This window comes from Bordetella genomosp. 9 (genome assembly GCF_002119725.1).
Classification (GTDB): domain Bacteria; phylum Pseudomonadota; class Gammaproteobacteria; order Burkholderiales; family Burkholderiaceae_B; genus Bordetella_C.
Map to the genome: position 1 here is coordinate 292,161 of NZ_CP021109.1, position 17,420 is coordinate 309,580.

At 64.6% G+C, this 17,420-nt stretch carries 9 protein-coding genes and 1 pseudogene; 8 read left to right on the forward strand and 2 right to left on the reverse strand.

Annotated features, from left to right (window positions below):
- Positions 1–146: 146 nt before the first annotated feature.
- Positions 147–1,082, forward strand: a pseudogene (locus CAL13_RS01305) (LysR family transcriptional regulator); the annotation flags it as partial.
- Between the two features lie 861 nt (positions 1,083–1,943).
- On the opposite strand, the gene CAL13_RS01315 reads toward CAL13_RS01305, so the two are convergent.
- A complete protein-coding gene (locus tag CAL13_RS01315; protein WP_086059164.1) occupies positions 1,944–2,519 on the reverse strand; it encodes a BPSL1445 family SYLF domain-containing lipoprotein in 576 nt (191 codons plus the stop codon).
- A 154-nt stretch (positions 2,520–2,673) separates the two neighbouring features.
- A complete protein-coding gene (locus CAL13_RS01320) occupies positions 2,674–5,109 on the reverse strand; it encodes a glycogen/starch/alpha-glucan phosphorylase (RefSeq protein ID WP_086071266.1) in 2,436 nt (811 codons plus the stop codon).
- A 238-nt stretch (positions 5,110–5,347) separates the two neighbouring features.
- On the opposite strand from CAL13_RS01320, the gene CAL13_RS01325 reads away from it, so the two are divergent.
- From CAL13_RS01325 to CAL13_RS01355, 7 genes are all read left to right on the forward strand, one after another.
- Positions 5,348–8,296 carry a hypothetical protein gene (locus CAL13_RS01325; RefSeq protein ID WP_157664771.1) on the forward strand — a complete coding sequence of 983 codons (2,949 nt, stop codon included), beginning with the start codon at positions 5,348–5,350 and terminating at the stop codon, positions 8,294–8,296.
- Positions 8,297–8,325: 29 nt separating this feature from the next.
- Positions 8,326–9,501 (forward strand): hypothetical protein, encoded by a 1,176-nt coding sequence (locus tag CAL13_RS01330; RefSeq protein ID WP_157664772.1) that lies wholly within the window; start codon positions 8,326–8,328, stop codon positions 9,499–9,501.
- Between the two features lie 116 nt (positions 9,502–9,617).
- Positions 9,618–10,769 carry a metallophosphoesterase family protein gene (locus CAL13_RS01335; RefSeq protein WP_086071269.1) on the forward strand — a complete coding sequence of 384 codons (1,152 nt, stop codon included), beginning with the start codon at positions 9,618–9,620 and terminating at the stop codon, positions 10,767–10,769.
- On the forward strand, positions 10,766–13,411 hold the full coding sequence (locus tag CAL13_RS01340) for an AAA family ATPase (RefSeq protein WP_086071270.1): 2,646 nt from the start codon (positions 10,766–10,768) through the stop codon (positions 13,409–13,411). The genes CAL13_RS01335 and CAL13_RS01340 overlap by 4 nt, the downstream gene beginning before the upstream one ends.
- A 370-nt stretch (positions 13,412–13,781) precedes the next feature.
- Entirely contained in the window at positions 13,782–14,759 is a 978-nt protein-coding gene (locus CAL13_RS01345) for a glycosyltransferase family 9 protein (protein WP_086071271.1), read from the forward strand.
- Positions 14,760–14,885: 126 nt separating this feature from the next.
- On the forward strand, positions 14,886–16,160 hold the full coding sequence (locus CAL13_RS01350) for an O-antigen ligase family protein (RefSeq protein WP_086071272.1): 1,275 nt from the start codon (positions 14,886–14,888) through the stop codon (positions 16,158–16,160).
- Between the two features lie 170 nt (positions 16,161–16,330).
- Positions 16,331–17,374: a hypothetical protein gene (locus tag CAL13_RS01355; protein ID WP_086071273.1), complete on the forward strand. Its 1,044-nt coding sequence runs from the start codon at positions 16,331–16,333 to the stop codon at positions 17,372–17,374.
- The last annotated feature ends 46 nt before the right edge of the window (positions 17,375–17,420 follow it).

Consider the following 17,420-nt stretch of genomic DNA (forward strand, 5'->3'; position numbering starts at 1 on the left):
TCCATTTCCGCCGGGTTAATCGGAATGGCGGCATTCTGGCTGTTTTGTCTGTCCGAATAAATATCTATACTCGAACAACTCTATTCGGCCAATTCGAACAATTATTTGTTCATAATGCCGTCACACCCATCCCCGAGGTCAAACCCATGGATCGCTTTCAGGCCATGCAGGTGTTCGTCAGGGTGGTCGACGCGAATAGCTTCACCCGCGCGGCGGATCACCTGGGACTTCCCCGCACCACCGTCACCACGATTATCCAGAACCTGGAAAAGCTGCTGAACGTACGTCTGCTGAATCGCACCACCCGGCGGCTGAGTCTTACCCCGGATGGCGCGGCCTATTACGAGCGCTGCGTCCGCATTCTGGCAGATGTCGAAGAGGCAGAGGCGGCGTTCATGGATGCCTCGCGCCGGCCCCGCGGCAAGCTGCGCATCGATACGCCGGCCGCCATCGGGCGGCTGATCCTCATCCCCTCGCTGTGCGAGTTTCACCAGCGCTATCCCGATATCGAACTGGTCATCGGCATGGGGGATCGTCCGGTGGATCTGGTCCAGGAGGCGGTGGACTGCGTCATCCGTGTGGGCGAGCTGAAAGATTCCAGCATGGTTGCCCGCCGCATCGGCATGTTCGAAGGCATAACGTGCGCCGCGCCCAGCTATATCGCGGCGCACGGCGAGCCGCAGACGCTCGATGACCTGGCCGACCATCATGCCGTGCATTATTTCTCCAGCCGCACAGGCCGCGTGATCGATTGGGATTTCATGGTCGACGGCCAGGCGGTGGAAGTGAAGATGCGCGGCGTCGTCTCGGTCAACGATGCCGATGCCTATATGGCCTGCGGACTGCAGGGGTTCGGGCTGATACAACCGCCGCGGTATATGGCCTTGCCATACCTGCAAAGCGGCGCGTTGAAGGAAATTCTGCCGGCCTGGAAGCCGAAGCCCATGCCGATCTCGGTGGTGTACCCGCACAATCGCCATCTGTCGCCGAAGGTGCGGGCATTCACCGATTGGGCCGCCGAAATCTTCAGCCGTTGCCCGCTGCTCAGCGGCCGCGGCGATATGGTGGACAGCGAATGCACCTGGGCCGGTCAGGATCCCGTGCACACCTACATGGCGCCGCGGGAAACGGCGGCCCGTACTGCGCCCGCGTCCGCGCCTGCACCGCAGCCGCAATCGGCGCCGGCAGCCGTGGTGGCCGCCGCGGCTGCCGGCACGTCGCCGCGACGGGGCGCGGGTGTGACGCCGACGTAACGCCGCGCATCGACAAGTGGTCATGCGGCGACTTGCCGGGGGAATGGGCCCGGGTCCATGCGGGAAAGATCCGCGCCGCAATCGGAATTTTCCGACAGACTTGGGATCGGCGCGCCCCTACACTTTTTCCCTTTTTTCGGCAGCCGGCACGCCGGGCCGGTAAGGAGGAAGAGATGACGATGAGCCCGACCGATTCCCGCATGTCCGGCCTTTACGTACCGGCTGCGCCGCCGGGCACAACGTACGGTGCGCAAGGGCTCGGCCGCGCCGTTACCGCGGCGGCACAAGACCACGCCGGCATCCCCCATGACTCCGGCGCGGAGCCAAAAGGATTGTCCGCGGCGGTCGTCGACATGGTGTCCCGGCTCGAAAGCGTCCCTGGGCCCAGGCGCAGACGCGATACGGCCGGAGCGACGCCGCACCCGCAACCGGGCGCCAGCGCCATGCAAGACGACGAAACGCGCGGCAAGCAGGCCGGGCGTCCCACGCCGGACCAAGTGGAATGCGTCGATGCCGCCGATTCCCGATACGCGCCGGCCACCATGATCGAACGGTTGGCATAGACCCGGGCGCGTTCTTTCCGCAGCGTTATTCCGGCAGCCGTACGATGACGCGGCAAAAACCGGCCGCGCGGGGCGCATTGTGCGCCCGGCGCGGCCAGGAAAGACCCGGGAACTGGCGGGGGGGCCGTTACAGATCCAGTTTGGTGATCTTCGTGCCCTGCAAAGACAGGTTCGCCATCAGGCCGGCATTGGTCAGGAAAAACGCCACCACCTGCTGCCGAGCGGTATTGGTGTCCACAGCGCCCGTCGCACCGACCTTCGCCACGGCCACCGAGGCATCGGCGCCCGCGCTCCAGCCATTGCTGTTGCGGAATTTGTTCAGCTGCTCCTGGTCCATGAACATAATGATCACGGCGCGCGACTGCGCGCCGGCTTGCCAGCCGATCGAGCCGCCCGTCAGGCTGTAATAGCCCTGCGTGGCGTTGCCCACTCGCAGCGCACCTTCGCCGTGTTGGGCGCCGATCACGAAGCCGGCCTCCAGCACGTTGGGGAACACCAGGATGCCCTTGGCGTTGTTGGCCATCTCGCGCGAGCCCTGCACAGTGCTGTACAGCCTGCTCAGCGTGGAATCCACGCCGGCATTGATTTCCTGGCGCTTGCTGGCGGAGGTGCCGGAGGATTTCGGTCCGGTGGTCGTGCAGGCGGCCAGCGCGGTGGCCAGCAACATGGCGGCAGGCAACCTGACGAAGTTTCGACGGTTCATCATTGCTTTTCTCCCAGCGTTGTATGAATTCGGCGGGCGGGCCCGCGGGTTGGCGACAGGGCGGCTGCTCTGCCACCGTGTTGCGCACCCATTATTCGCCACAACAATTCATACAACGGCGACATTCCCCTACCGATTGCAACTTGGCTGCGGGTTACAGCCGCTCCACCGGCACCGCGTGGGCTTTCCAGATCCGCTCGCAGTACTCGCGCACCGCCCGGTCCGATGAAAAGCGGCCGCTGCGCGCGGTATTCAGTATCGACTTGCGGGTCCACGCCTGCGTATCGCGGTACGCCTCATCGACCATGGTCTGGCAGGCCGAATATGAGCCGTAGTCGGCCAGCAACATATAGGGGTCGTGATGGATGAGGTCGTCCAGCAGCGGCGCAAAAAGGTTGCTGTCCCCTCGCGAAAAAAAGCCTGACCGTATCAGGTCCAGCACGGCTTCCAATTCCGGATCGCGGCGCAGGAAATCCATGGGCCGGTAACCCTCGCGCCGCAAGGCATAGACCTCTTCGGCAGTCAGTCCGAACAGAAAGAACTGGTCCTCGCCCACTTCTTCCCGTATTTCGATATTGGCGCCGTCCATCGTGCCGATGGTGATGGCGCCGTTCATCGCAAACTTCATGTTGCCCGTGCCGGAGGCCTCCTTGCCCGCCAGGGAAATCTGTTCGGAAAGCTCCGCCGCCGGATAAACCCACTGCCCCAGCGTGACGCTGTAATTGGGCAGGAAGACCACCTTGAGGCGGTCGCGGACGTCCGGGTCGTTATTGACGACGTCGCCGATCGCGGTGATCAGTTTGATCATCAGTTTGGCGCGGGCGTAGCCAGGCGCGGCCTTGCCGCCGAAAATGAAAGTGCGCGGCGCGATGTCGAGATTGCGCTGCGATTTGAGCCGATGATAGAGCGCGGCGATGTGGATGGCCGAAAGGTGCTGGCGCTTGTATTCGTGAATGCGCTTGACCTGCACGTCGAACATCGAATCGGGGTCCACCTTGATGCCGGTCTTGCGCAGAATCACCGCTGCCAGATCGACCTTGTTGGCCCGTTTGATCGCTCGCCATTCGCTGCCGAATGACGCGTCGTCGGCATAGGGTTCGATACCCGATATCAGCGACCAATCCTTGACCCATTCGTCGCCGATGCAGCGCGTGATGAGCTTGGTCAAACGCGGATTGCTCAGGGCGACCCAGCGGCGCGGCGTGACGCCGTTGGTCATGCTGTCGAATTTCTCCGGCCACATGGCATAGAAATCCTTGAGCAGGTCCCGCTTCAGCAGTTCCGAGTGCAGGTTGGCGACGCCGTTGATCGCGTGGCTTCCGACGCAGGCCAGGTGCGCCATGCGCACATATCGTTCGCCGCTTTCATCGATCAGGGACAACCGCGCGATACGGGTTTCATCACCGAAAAAGTGAATGCGGGCCTCATTCAGGAAGCGTGCGTTGATCTCGTAGATGATTTCAAGATGGCGCGGCAGAACGCGGCGGAACAGCTCCAGCGGCCATCGTTCCAGGGCTTCGGGCAACAGCGTGTGGTTGGTGTACGAAAACGTCTGCCGGGTGATGTCCCACGCTCTCTCCCAGGGAACGAGGTGCTCGTCGATCAGCAGGCGCATCAGTTCGGCAACGCCGATGGCGGGATGCGTATCGTTCAGCTGGATCGCAAAGGATTTGTGGAAGGATGTCACCGGCTGGCCGCGCTGGCGGTGCAGCCGGAGCATGTCCTGCAGCGAGCAGGACACGAAAAAGTATTGCTGCTCCAACCGCAGTTCCTTGCCCTGCCGGCTCTCGTCATTCGGGTAAAGCACCTTGGTCAGGTTTTCCGACGTGACCTTCTTGCTCACCGCGCCGAGATAATCGCCACGATTGAAAACGTGAAAATCGAAGGCTTCGGTCGCTTCCGCCCGCCATAAACGCAGGGTATTGGTCGTGCCGACCCGGTATCCGGGAATCGGCGAGTCGAAGGGGACCCCCGCCACGGTTTTTTCGGGTACCCAACGCACGCGGAACCGGCCGTTGTCGTCGGTGTACTGCTCGGTGTGCCCGCCCAGTTTTACCTGCACAGCCCATTCGGCATGCTGGATCTCCCATCGGTTGCCGTAGCGCAGCCAGGCGTCGGTGTTCTCCACCTGCCAGCCGTCCATGATGGTTTGATAGAAGATGCCGTATTCGTATCGGATTCCGTAGCCGATCGCCGGGACCTCCAGTGTCGCCAGCGATTCGATGAAACAGGCGGCGAGCCGTCCCAGGCCGCCGTTGCCGAGCCCCGGCTCCTCTTCCTGTCGCAGCAGTTCGTCCAGGTCCAGGCCAAGTTCGCTCATCGCCAGACGGATCTCGTGCGATATCCCCAGACTCAGGAGATTGTTCCCCAGGTAGGGGCCCATAAGGAACTCGGCGGACAGATATGCCACTGTACGCGCGTTCCGTTTCTGGTAAGTGGCCGTGGTGTCGAACCATGAACGCACCAAACGGTCGCGTACCGTATGGGCAAGAGATTGATACAGGTCGTTCTTCGAGGCGATGTCCAGGGATTTGCCCTGGGTATACAGCAGGTGGTCCAGAAAGGCCCGCTTCAACGAGTCGCGTGACAACGATGAACGGTCGCTCTCGGATCTTGGGGCAGTCGTGCCGGCGGGTGGGGTAAGGGTGGCGCTGGCAGGATCTTTCAAAATGTGTTCCTTGGCTTCGGTCAGGTCAGCAAAAATCCTAATCCAAAAGAATTGGGTTTTAAAGGCAAAGAGCCGAACAATCGGCAACAAGTTCCGAGCGGCGCGCGTCAATTGCTGCCGCTGATGCGGCGGCACGTTCAGGGTAGATATTGAAATGGCTGTGATTCAACAAACTGCCGCCCCGCGCCCGATTGCGGGCGATCGGTCCGGTGCGGACGTCGTCGCTTCCAGGCCGGTGTTCAGGAAGCGGGCGGGCACCCGCAAGCGGGCGGGAGCCGTGCTGGCCGCCGCGCTGGCCAGCATGGTGCAGTCCTATTGGGCGGTGCCCGATCAGACGCGGCCACGCGCGGCCTCCGATGCGCGCCGCAACAACCACAAGCTGCGTCAGCAGATTGCGTCCCTGCTCGATCAGTTGCTGGCAGGGCGCGATAAGGAGCTGCCCACGGCGATACACGGCCTGCATCTGTTGCTGGGCGAGGTCGCCACCCGCCGCTACGCCGGCTCGGATGAGCAGAAGATCCGGCCGTTCGTGGCCGCCTACGGTGGAAGCGGCACCCGCGAGGACCTGCTGCTCATGCATGAGCGCCTGAGCGTGCTGGAGGGTGCGGAGTCCTTGTTCGCCACGATGAACGAGACCAACCGGCAGGATGTCCAGGGCGTCATGGCGGCGCTCAAGCGGTCGTTGATGCAGGAACTGGCGCGGCGCGGCGCGAGCGAGCCGCTGCGGCAGCTCACCGGACACTTGGCGGCGCGCGATCCCGATGTGCGCGGCATTATGAAAGCGTGGTTCTGGCTTGACGAAGCCGTGCGGGCCGCCGAGCGGGAAGGCCTGCAGGCGGTTCCCTATCTGCATGCCGGTCTGGAATCGCTGCCCGCGCAGGCAACGCGTACGCTGGCCGTCGTGCTGGCGCCCAGCGTACCTCCCCACGTACGGCCGATGCGAGAAGTGCTGGAAGCCGCGGTCTATTGGGCCACCGTGGACGCCGCCCAGACTGAACCGATGAACGCGGTGAGCGTGGACCTGGTTTCGCAATCCGTACGCAGCCGCATCATCGCTGAACTGGACGATCAGGTGGCGGAAGCGGCAAGAAAACTGGAAAACGGCTTGCGCCACGACAGTCGCACGGCGGAAATCGCCAATGGCGCGTGTCACGATATGGCGCAAGCCTTGCGCAGCCTGGGTTGGTTTTACGCTTTCGGCGAGTTCGATCAGGACGCCGAAATCACGGAAGAGGGTTTCGCGCGCAACGAAGACGCCGCCATCCATTCCGAAACGGAGTGCCAGTTCATCCGCGCGCTGACGTTGCTCGACAGGCGAACGGCCGCCGCGTGCATTGCGCGGCTGGATACGGAACGCTTGATCGCCATGCATGCGGGCCGCAGCGGCTGGAACGATTTCCAGCGTTTCTTCCTTGGGCCTGCGCTGGATCGCGCCTCCGAAAGCCGTTATATCGGCTTGATGGGAGCCGCCGAATCGGCCCGTTTGGATGTCATCGCGGTCGTGGATCAGGACAGGCGCATTGCCGTGGCGCACGCCTTGACCGCGCTAAGCGACGCGCTTGCTTCGGCTGAACGCTTCGCGGCGCATGCGTCCATCATGTCGCGGCAGGACGACGATCCAAGGATTGACGACGCGATCCGGCGCGCCGCCGGCAGCCTGCGCATGGCTGGCGATACGGGTCATGCACTGGGAGTCGGCAGTCTGCGCGCATTGAGCGACGCCGAGTTCAGCGACCTGCGCCAGTGTGGCGATGGCCTGTCTTTCCGCAGTCTTGCTTTGGACGCCGATGCTGTCGCGGCCGAGCTCGTCCGGCGATCGGATAGCTTCGACTCGGCGTTGTTGGAGCAGGCTGCGCGGTTCGCGGCGTGGTTGCGCAGCCCGGCGCTGGCGCCTCGGGTATTCACGGCCATGATGGCATTGCTGTCCGAGACGGCACGGGCACGGCGCGAAGGCGTTGCATCGCTCTCAGGCAGCAGTGTGGCGGCCGCCGCCCATGCCGACGATACGCCACAGGTCCTCTCGCAAGTTCTAGACGCCGCCCTGTACCGGGATGGCGCCTCGCCGCCAGCGCACTGGACAGAGGTGCGTCGGCACGTCGATGGCTTGCTGTCGCTGCTATGGAAGATCCGCGGGGCAGCGGGACCTGCCCGCCGCCGCGTCATGGGCGCCGACAATGCCTGGGCCGGGCCCCTGGCCCGCGTCGACATCACGTTATCTCTGTTGGACACGGTCGGCCGGCACGCGGGCATCGGCGGATCTCGTTGCGTGCCGGCCGCACCGCCCGACGCGTCGGCGGATCCATACTGGAACGATCAGCGTCTGCTCGACGTGGCCGCCTGCTTCGGCATCGGATTCGATGCCGCCGGCCGTCATGCCCAGCCGCTTTTTGGCGCGGTGCATCGCGCACGGCTGCTCGCCGCTTTGGCCATGAAAATGGCAGATCCATGCGACCTGGAATTCGAACCGGTTGTTCTGAGGGCGGGGGAAAAGGCGCAAGAGTGTGCGGTGGACCGCCACTTCCATCGGAAGGTCTACCAGTCGGGCGAATTTTCCGTGTCATTCGATGGCCGCGCGGGCAGCGGCGCCCGGCTGCCCTATCCGGCCGGCACGCAGCCCGACACATTGCCGCAGGACAGTGCACAGGTCGACGATGTCATCGCTTCACTGGCGCGCGGCGGTAGGGAGAACGTGCGGCAGCTGACCCGCATGATGTCGGTTGTCGCACGCGGCGTCCAGGATTTCATCGCATCGGCGCGCGACATTCCCAGTGACCGTTGGGGCCGCCTGGCCTTCCCGGAATCGCTGCGGCATATCCATTTCGGCATCTCGGAGCAGCCGCACGGGGGTCATCGTCTCAGCGTATCGGCGTTGCTCGACACCACACAGGCCGATACGACGGCGCGCCTCACGTTCGTATTGCAGACGGATGTATCCAATCGTCGAGTAACGGGTCTGATTGTTGCCCCGGATATGTGTCTATTGCCTGACGTTCCACTGATGGCCGGCAACCGTCCCCCTGCCTCCGTTACTACGGGCGGGCATGCCGTGAAGTCCGGCAGCATTGAGGCTAGCGACGACGCAGTGGTGCTCATGACCGCGGGCGGCTAGCGGGTTATGTTTTTCTGGTGAGTATTGATGTGAGTATTTCTGCTGCTATTTTTGACGCCTCCGTTCCGGAGTCGTGGAATCCGTCGTGGACGGTGCAACCGTGGACCTCCGCAACGGTGAAAGCGTATTCGCTGGGCGCCAAACGGGCGACCGCCATACGCCCCGGCAAGTATGGGAAGACGGGACAGGCCATAAGGTGCCTGGACGGCATTCCGAACGGTTGGCCCCGTGCCGCCCAGATGAAAAGCAAGGCCACCGTCCAAGGGGACGCCATTGCAACGCAACAGCCCCGTGAAGGGAATGCGCTGACTGCGAAGGACATTCGCATCGCCGCGGCCAAGACCATGCCGGCGGCGGAGCGCTCTGTCGCTCCAGCGCAAGCGATGGCGTCCGACAGCCCCGTCTTGGGCGCGCACCCGTCGCCGGCAAGCTCGAATCCCGGATTCCTGAACCGGGCGAAATCGACCGCCCTTGGCGCGCTGGCCGCCGTTTGGAAAGGGTTCAACAAACTGTTCAAGACGGAACCTGCCGATATGGCGAAGCCTCACATCGGCGCTCCTTCGGCGCGTGGGCAGGCCGTTGATCCGGGCGGGCCATCGATGAAGCTGCATGCATCCGGTCAGCTCATCGTCCAGACGACACTATTGACCGTGGCGGATGTGTTGGAGCGCCAGTCCGCCATCGCGAAGTTCCATGAGAAGGAAAACCGCACTTTTGAGAACCTGCGATATCTGCTGGTGGACCGGGCCGGAAGACAAAAGTATGACGACGAGAACCGAGGCCTGGCCGTACCGATGCGGAAAAAGTCCGAGACGAATTCGTTGATGCGGTGCTACGTCACGGCCAAACAATCGGTAGGGGACCCCTGGACCGGGGAACGCGGCGTCCAGAATGCCCACGATGCCGCCGCCCGGGACGCGTATCTGGCGGCCTTCAGGGCGAAATATCCGGACTGGGACGAGTTGACCAAGCGCATCGACCGCTATGGTGACCCCGGCTATTTGCAAGAGCTCGACAGGCGAGCCGAGCTTGCTGGGAACCGCGACCTGGACCAGGAGTTTGCAGAAGATCTGGAACAGGTCAGCAAAGACATGCAGCGTATAAATCAGGCGATGCTCGATATGCCAGGGTTGCTCAAGGACTATCTGCAGCCAGACGCCGCCGGCGTGCCGTCGGGACCCGCCATCGCTTCGCGCGCCGGATAAGGTACATGTCCACCGGTGCCGGTACCGCAGCGAGCGCTTCACATCGGCACACGCCATAGAAACGGTACGGGCGCGGTGCGCTGCTAAACTCCCCACGGTTTTACAGCGAGCGCACCGTGGTCAGACTCCTTCATACCTCCGATTGGCAGATAGGCAAGCTTTTCGGCCAGTTCGAAGCGGACGATGCTGCCGTACTGGCGGATGCGCGCTTTCAGGTGGTGGAGCGGCTGGCCGGGATCGCCACTGAGCGCCGGGTTGACGCCGTGCTCGTGGCCGGCGACGTTTTCGATGCCCAGACGGTATCCGACCGGACCATTCACCGTTTGTTCAATGCGCTGGGCGGTTTTCCCGGCCCTTGGATCATGATCCCGGGCAACCACGACGCCGCGCTCAGCGAGTCGGTCTGGACCCGTGCGCGACGCCTGGGCGCCATCCCGGAACAGGTCCGGCTTTGCCTATCGGCGCAGCCCATGGTTTTGCCCGAGCACGGGCTGGCGGTCCTTCCGGCGCCGCTGACGCAGCGGCAAACGCACACGGACCTGACGGAATGGTTTGCGCAGGCATCTACGCCGCCAGGCCTGGTGCGCGTCGGCATGGCGCACGGCAGCGTGCAGGGAATTCTCGCGGAAGACATCGATTCCCCGAATCCCATTGCGCCCGGACGTGCGGCGCAGGCCGGACTCGACTACCTTGCCTTGGGCGACTGGCATGGATGCCGGCAGATAGACGGCAGGACCTGGTACAGCGGCACGCCGGAAACGGACCGTTTCCGCGGCAGCGCCTCCGGGTATGCGTTGTATGTGGAGATTGAAGGCCCGGGCGCATCGCCGGCCGTCATGCAACTTCCCACGGGCGCGTACCGCTGGCGCTCGGAAACCCTCACGCTGCGCGTCCCCAGCGATATCGGGCTGGCCGTGCAATGTCTTGCCGGCTTCGAATCTCGCGACGTTGTGCAGCTGTCGATCACCGGCGAGGCTGACCTGGATGGATATCGCCGCTTGACGCAGGCCATTACACAGGCGCGTGGCGTCACGCGCGCCCTGCTGGGGGATCTTGCGGGGCTCGCGCTGCGCCCCACGCTGCAGGACATCGAAAGCTTGCGCGCGGACGGCTATGTCGGCGACGTCATCGACACCCTGCGCGCGCAACAGGACGGTCCTGACGGTGAAGTCGCGCGGGACGCATTGGCGGTGTTGGCCGGCATCCTGGATCGCAGGGCGCATCCTTCCCCAAGTCCGTCCGAGCTGCTCGCCGGGGAAACCCATTGAAGCTGACGCATCTCCGTATCGAGCAGTTCCGGCAGTTCCGCCAGCCGCTGGAAATCGCCGACCTGCACGACGGCATCAACCTTTTCACCGGTCCCAACGAGGCAGGCAAGAGCACGGTCGTGGCCGCCATCCGGGCGGCCTTCTTCGAGCGCTTCCGTTCCAACGCTGCCGAGGACTTTCGCCCCTGGGACGACCCCTCGGCGTCTCCGTCCGTTTCCATTGCCTTCGAGCACAACGGGCAACGCTACGAACTGATGAAACGCTTCCTGGGGCGCAAGCGATGCGAATTGCGTATCGGCACACGCGTCCTGGACGGGACGGAGGCGGAAGACGCGCTGGCGGCGTTCATGGGCTTCCAGCACCCGGGCAAGGGCGCCAGCAAAGCCGAACATTGGGGCATTCCGGGGCTGCTGTGGATCCAGCAGGGCAGCGGTCACGATATCCATGACGCCGTGGCGCATGCGAGCGGCCATCTACGCACCGCCCTGGAGGCCTCCGTGGGCGAAATCGCCAGCAGCCAGGGCGACGACCTGATCGCACAAGTGCAGCGCGAGCGCGACGCGCTGCTGACCGCTTCCACCGGCAAGCCGCGCGGTGCATATGCGGCCGCTCTCGAAAAGGCCGATGCGCTCCAGGCCGAGCTTGCCGCATTGGATATGGAGATCGCGGAATACCGCAACAAGGTCGATACGCTTGCTCAACTGCGCGGCGATCACACCCGGGATGCCGCCGAACAGCCATGGGCCGCCTTTCGCGCGCAGGAAAAAACCGCTGCCGACAGGCTGCGCGAGGTGCAGGCATTGCAGGATGCCGTGGCGATGGAACGGGCGCAGGCGGCCCGGTGGGAAACGCTGGCCGAACTGGCCGCCAATCGCCTGGAAGCATTTGCGGCGGAGGACCGCGCCGTCGTTGCCCGGGATGCCGATGTGGGCCGCGCGGCGGCGGCGCACGCCGCGGCGGTGCAGCTGGTCGAGCCGTGGCTGACCAAGCTGTCCCAGGCGGAGGCTGCCCACGCGCAGGCCCGTGAACGTCTGGAGCGGTCCCGGCGCGCTGAAACGCGCCAGCGGTTGGACGAGGAATACAAGGCGCTGGAGGCCGCGGCGCAGACGGCGGCGCAGACCCTTGCGCATGCCGAGGCCGAGCAGGCGCGGCTGATGGCGCACCAGCAGCAGGCCGCTGGCTGCCAGATCGATGAAAAAACGCTGCAGCGCTTGCGGCAAGCCCAGGTGGCCCTGCGCGAACTGGAGTTGCGGCGCGCCGGCGTCGCAACGCGGCTGCGTTACTCCTTGCGTGCCGGCGGCCGCATCGGAATCCAGGACCAGGTGCTGGAAGGCGAGGGCGAGCGCCTGCTGATCGAACCGGTCACGCTCACGCTGCCCGAACTGGGCGAAATAGAGATCGTGCCGGGCGGGGCCGACGCGGCTGCCCTGCGCCGGGAGCAGGAGCAGTGGACGGCAAGGCGCGATGATCTTCTGGCGCGGCTCGGCGTGGCCGCCGCCGCGGACGCCGAAGACCGTTATCAGTCATATTTGTCGCATGCCGCCGAAGCCCGGCATGCCGAAGCGACGTTGAACGGGCTTGCGCCGCGCGGCGTGGACGCCTTGCGGGCAGAGTTGGCGGCGATCCGGACCCGTCTCGCAGAGCTGCAACGCGGGCTGGCCGCCCTGCCGAAAAACGACGATGCGCCCGGATCGCTCGATGTGCCGGCCGCCGAGGCGGCGCTGGAGCAAGCCGAGCGGGCCGTGCGCGACGCAAGCGAGGGGCTGCACGCGGCGCAATTGGCCGAAGGCCACGCGCGCGTCACTTTGGAAGCTGCCGAGCGTGAGCGCGATGCAGCGCGGGCCATTGTGGAAAAGCCGGAACGCTTGGAACGGCGCGCCGCCGTGGAAAGCGATGTCGCCCAGGCGACGGCCCAGCGGCAGGCAGCAATGGCGCGCGCCGAGGCGCTGGCGCGCCAGGTCGCGCAGTCGCGCCCGGACATCCTGGCCCAGGATATCGAGCGCTTGCGCCGTAGCGCCGAACAGCATGAGAAGCGCCATGCCGAACGGCGGGACGCCATTTTCCGCCTGGAGGCGGAACTGCAGGCCGCGGGGGCGCACGGCCTGGACGAACGGCGGGCGGAGCTCGCCCGGGACCTGGCCCAGGCGCAGCGGCAAGCCTCCGAACTGACGCGGCGCGCGCGGGCGCTCGACCATCTGCTTGGCCTGCTGCGGCAGGCGCGCGACTCCTTGATGCGCCGGTTGCAGGCGCCGCTGCGGCGCGCCCTGCAACATTATGTGGAATTGCTTTTTGCCGGCGCCCAGGTCGAGATAGAGGAGGATCTGAAACCCGGCGCCTTGATCCGCCTGGGCGATCGCGGCCCGGAAACGGCGCCCTTCGAAACGCTCAGCTTCGGGGCTCGCGAGCAGCTCGCCTTGATCGCCAGGCTTGCCTACGCGGATTTGTTGCGGGAGTCGGGGCGGCCGACGCTCATCATCCTGGATGATGCGCTGGTCCACAGCGACGAGGCGCGGCTGGCGCAGATGAAGCGGGTGTTGTTCGATGCCGGTACGCGGCACCAGATCCTGCTGTTCACCTGCCACCCTTCCCAATGGCGCGACCTGGGCGCTGCCCCGCGGCGGCTCGGAGGGATCGTCGCGTGACCGGCCGACCGGCGCCGTGGCGCCGGGATCTAGCAGGGCAATGGATCGTAAGGCGGACGTTGAAAACCGTTGGCCGCTGCTTGTTCGACGTTACGTATCAACGAGCTGTGTAACGAGCCGGGAAGGGCGTTCGGGGTACACTCATCCCAGTCGAGGCAAGCCAAAAAATGGGACGGCCCCTGGTGGTGTCCCTATTTTTGGGATGCCGTCACGCCGTGTCGTATCCAACGGCAGGACGTGCGCTCAGAGACGGTACGTCCCCAGGTGCGATATATTCAGCATCGATTGGTCACATATAGAAACCGAACGTCAGGCAAACTCCTAGAATCATTGACCATGGAATCGAGGTTCCTTTTGGAACGGTAGGACTATGCCAAAACCTTCCGGCGACATGCCCCCGTACGACTCGTCCAAGGCCTTGAGCAGCTTGCGCTCGGCCTCGCGCGTGGCCATCCTCATGGCGCCCCGGCTGGGCGATACCCTGCTCATGATGACCCTGGCGCAGAACCTGGCGCTCCACGGCAGGCAGGTGACGGTCTTCGGGGATTACGTGCATGCCTTGCGGGACTGGTTTCCGACGATGGACGTGCGCCCTTCGCTCTGTCAGGGCGATGCCCGCGCGGTTCTGGCCGATTACGACTGCGTGGCGCAAATGCACATCGGGTGGCCCTACACCCTGCATGACTGCCACCAAAATTACTTCTATTACGATGCCCACGTCGTCGTGACGGGCCGCGGTTTCGTGAAGCTGTTCCAGATCCGGGATTTCTGCCGCGATGCGCTCGGCCTGGCGGGCGCCACCACCGACAACGCCCTGCAGCCGCTGGACCGCCATGCGCACCGGTCCCATCCCACCCGGATCGTCCTGCACCCCACATCGACCGAGGCGCTGCGCTGCTGGGCGCCGCGGCATTTCGAAGCATTGGGCGTGCGTTTGCTCAAGGATGGCTACGAGCCCAATTTCGTTGTTGCGCCGCACGAACGGCCCGATTGGGTGTTCCTGCGCGAATCCGGCCTGAAGGTGCCGGAACTGGGGTCCCTTTCCGAAGTCGCTTCGCTCATCCATGCCTCGGGGTGGTTCATCGGCAACGAATCCGGGCTGGGTCATCTGGCATCCAACCTTGGGGTGCCGACGCTTTCCGTCACCGGCCGGCCCACCCGCACCAAGGCATGGCGCCCGGCCTGGGCAACTTCGCGTATCGTCTATCCCGCTTATATTCCCGGGGGACGGTGGCGCGACCGGCTCTGGCGCCATTGGCTGTCCCCGCGCAGCGTGATGTGGGCTTTCCGCCGTTTGCAACAGGACGACCGCCGCAACCCCGTGCTGCCACCCTGGACCACGGCGTGACCGAAGCTTTTTTCCGATTGACCGCCTGGCGGCGCCAGTGGCAAGCTTGCGCCGCAATATCGAAGCAGCCCGAATCGCACATGGGTTCTGTCGCTCGGTAATGCCCATCCTGTGATTCCGCGCGCAATGCCTTCGTTCTATCCCCGACTTGCGGCGATACTCGCCCTGTTCGTCCCCGCCATGGCGCTGACCAGCGCCGATGCCGGTCCCGCCTTGCTCTACCTGACCGCGCTGCTCGCCCTGGTCGCGATCGTCCACAACCGGATGCGCGGCTTCGAGCCCGGGCATTGGGCCGACGTGCGAACCATCGGTATCGCGCTCTGCTTCCCATTGGCATCCCTGCTGCTAACCTGTGCTTTCCATCCGGAGGGCTGGAGCAGCTCCGAATTCGAGAAATGGACACGGTTCGCCCTGGCACTTCCGATCGGCTGGCTGCTGCTGCGTGCCCCCAACCGATGGCTACAGCAGGTGCAATGGAGCATTCTATTCAGCGCTTTCGCGGGCGCCATCATGCTGATCGTCATCATGCATGTGCCGACCCTGGGGCGCGGGGCGGTCAGCGAGTTCGGCGGCAGGTACAACGCCGTGGCGTTCGCGGACCTGACGTTGTTCTTCGGGTTCGCCGCCTTGCTGACGACTCCATGGGTGCTGACGCCGTGGCCCCGTCTGGAAAAGGCATTGAAGATCGTCGCGCTGATTCTCGCGTTGTATGCCACTTGGCTTTCCCAGACGCGCAGCAGCTGGATGCTGCTGCCGGTCTTCGGGCTGGTCGTCCTGCTGTCGCGTGCACACTGGTCGCGCAGGACCAAATGTTTTTTCGTCTGCGGGTTGATTGTCGTCCTTGCCGTAGGCGGGCTGGCCTTATGGCAGTCTCACAACAGCCGGATGCGTGAAGTGGCCTCTGACGTCGAGGCCTATGTGCAGGATGGTCACCGCGACACATCCGTCGGTATTCGCATGCAGCTCTGGCATGCATCCTGGCTGATGTTCCTGGATCATCCTGTTCTGGGAACCGGCGCGCGCAATTTCCGCGCGAACCTGGCCCATCTGCGCGACCAGGGGATCGTGACGCCGCTGGTCGCCAGCGACTACGGCGAGCCGCACAACGATCTGGTTGCGGCCATGGCCGGTTACGGCACCATCGGCCTGCTCGCCATGCTAAGCCTGTATCTGTTGCCCGCCGTTGTGTTCTACCGCCGGCTGTTCTCGTCCGACCCTGTCGTTCACGTCGGCGCGCAAATCGGGCTGCTGTTCTGCCTGGGCTACGCCGTCTTCAGCCTGACCGAAATGATGTTCCGCAACATGCGCAGCGTGCCGATCTACGCTGTGACCATGGTCGTGCTATTCGCGTTGACGTCCACGCCACGCGGCCGGGCCGCCGCCCAGCCGGCGTCCCGGTAAGCGGAAAGCCAGTCCGATTTTGATAACAATCCCGATCACGGCCATACCGTTTGCTCAAACTGGCGCCCGGCTTTCGTAGGCGCGGGCCGGCATCGCTTTCCCTGCATGCCTTTCCCGCGGCTCTGAAGCCTGCTGTCGCGCATTCGCGCGCGGAACAAGCAGGAGGCGCCATGGGCCGAATCACCGAAGGACAATTGCTTCTGGCCAGCTCGCTCTCGCTCGAGCGCAAGTTCGTGCTGGGGAACACCTATCTGTCCGGCCAGGATGCCGCCTTTTCTGGCGGCGGCTTCGTCGAGGGGATGGGAAGCGGGGATGCCGACGTGGACATCTACGCCATCCGCGCGTTCCGGCTGACCATGGGGCAAATCGACAGCAGCCGCTTCGGCCGCGTATCCGGACGAAAGGGCGAACTGCTCGCGACCGCCGATAAGGAGGCGGAAGTCCGCGCCATACAGACGACGATTCCGGGCACGTCGATCCGCGTGCGGGTTCACTACCGCACCTGGGACGAATTGAGCGGCCTGGCTTTCGTCATATTCCTGCTATACGAAGCCGCACGCCGCGATCTGCTGACCCGGATAGAGCCGCTCCCGATGCGCGACCTGGAATTCCTGCACCGGCTCTACGCCTCCCAGGATATTTGCGGCGCCGATCGCTTGACGCGGCTGCGGCGCGAGATCGGGCTGCGCCGTGTGCTGTACTTGCTGTACCGCCGCAGCCAATCCCGGGCACTGGCGCTGCTGAAGGGCCTTGCCCGCGCCTGGGACACGCTGGATTGGCGCCCGTGCGCCGCCCTGGCGCACGACGCCGCCGTCGCCAGCTTCCAGGCGTATACCCATCTGCTGGGCAACACGCACCATCACCCCGTGGGGATGCTGCCGCACGCCCGCGCGTCCGCCGTGCCCGAGGATCTGATCTCGCGCCTGATCCGCATCATGGTGGATCGAGAGCCCTGTAGCGAGGCTGACGGCCGCACCTACGTCGCCTCGTGCCTGGACCTGATCGACGACTTGCTGGAGGCAGGCGCGGCGCCGATGCGGCGCATCAGCGGGTACGCCAGCCGCCGGGAAGCCCGCATTGCGCTGGAAAGCCAGGTCGCCGCGCATCCCTGCCCCCGGCCGATGTGGGAAATGGCGTACCGGCGCAAGGCTTTCGGGTTGACTGCCGGTTCATTGCGCGGATGTCTGTCGGACGCACATGGCGATTCCGACTGATTCACGCCGAACGGCAAATCTGGCGGGCGTACTTACGGGCGGATCC

Excerpts from the sequence above, each read along its gene's own strand:
- CAL13_RS01315 (WP_086059164.1), bottom strand. The coding sequence starts at position 2,519 with ATGAACCGTCGAAACTTCGTCAGGTTGCCTGCCGCCATGTTGCTGGCC.
- CAL13_RS01345 (WP_086071271.1), top strand. The coding sequence starts at position 13,782 with ATGCCAAAACCTTCCGGCGACATGCCCCCGTACGACTCGTCCAAGGCC.
- CAL13_RS01350 (WP_086071272.1), top strand. The coding sequence starts at position 14,886 with ATGCCTTCGTTCTATCCCCGACTTGCGGCGATACTCGCCCTGTTCGTC.
- CAL13_RS01355 (WP_086071273.1), top strand. The coding sequence starts at position 16,331 with ATGGGCCGAATCACCGAAGGACAATTGCTTCTGGCCAGCTCGCTCTCG.